Below are 688 nucleotides of genomic sequence, written 5' to 3' on the forward strand. Positions count from 1 at the left end.
TGTTTTGAATCCGGCAACGACGCTGTTTGTTATTGCTTCTAAAACTTTTACAACGGCTGAAACAATTGCAAATGCTCAAGTTGCACGTCAATGGATTATGTCACATTTAGGGAAAGAAGCTGTTTGCAAGCATTTTATTGCTGTTTCAAGTGCGCTTGATAAGGTGGCAGAATTTGGCATAGATTCTTCGAGAACTTTTAGGTTTTGGGATTGGGTTGGGGGGCGTTATTCGATTTGGTCAGCCATTGGCCTTGTGGTTATGTTAGCAATAGGAGGGCAGAACTTTCGCCAATTTCTCGAAGGTGCTCAGCATATGGATCGACATTTTAAAACTGCACCTTTGCGTAAAAATATTCCTATTCGATTTGCTCTTTTAGGGTTTTGGCATCGTGTTGTTTGTGGTTATGCATCACGTGCTGTCATTCCTTATGCACAGCGTTTAGCGCGCTTTCCAGCTTATTTGCAACAGCTTGATATGGAATCAAATGGTAAGCAGGTTTCTTTGGATGGAAAAACATTAACTTTTTCAAGTGGTCCGGTTGTTTGGGGTGATTCAGGGACAAATGGGCAACATGCTTTTTTTCAGCTTTTGCATCAAGGGACAGATGTTATTCCTGTAGAATTTATTTTATTTATAAAAGGGCATGAGCAAAATTTACATCCTATGTATGATATGTTGGTAGCAAAT

At 39.8% G+C, this 688-nt stretch carries 1 protein-coding gene; it reads left to right on the forward strand.

Translation table 11 applies throughout. The features are described 5' to 3' along the window. Positions 1 to 688: phosphoglucose isomerase-related protein (locus ACFIO5_RS11995; protein ID WP_522729895.1), on the forward strand; the 688-nt coding region annotated here is incomplete at both ends.

It is taken from the genome of Bartonella sp. AA86SXKL (assembly GCF_042196885.1).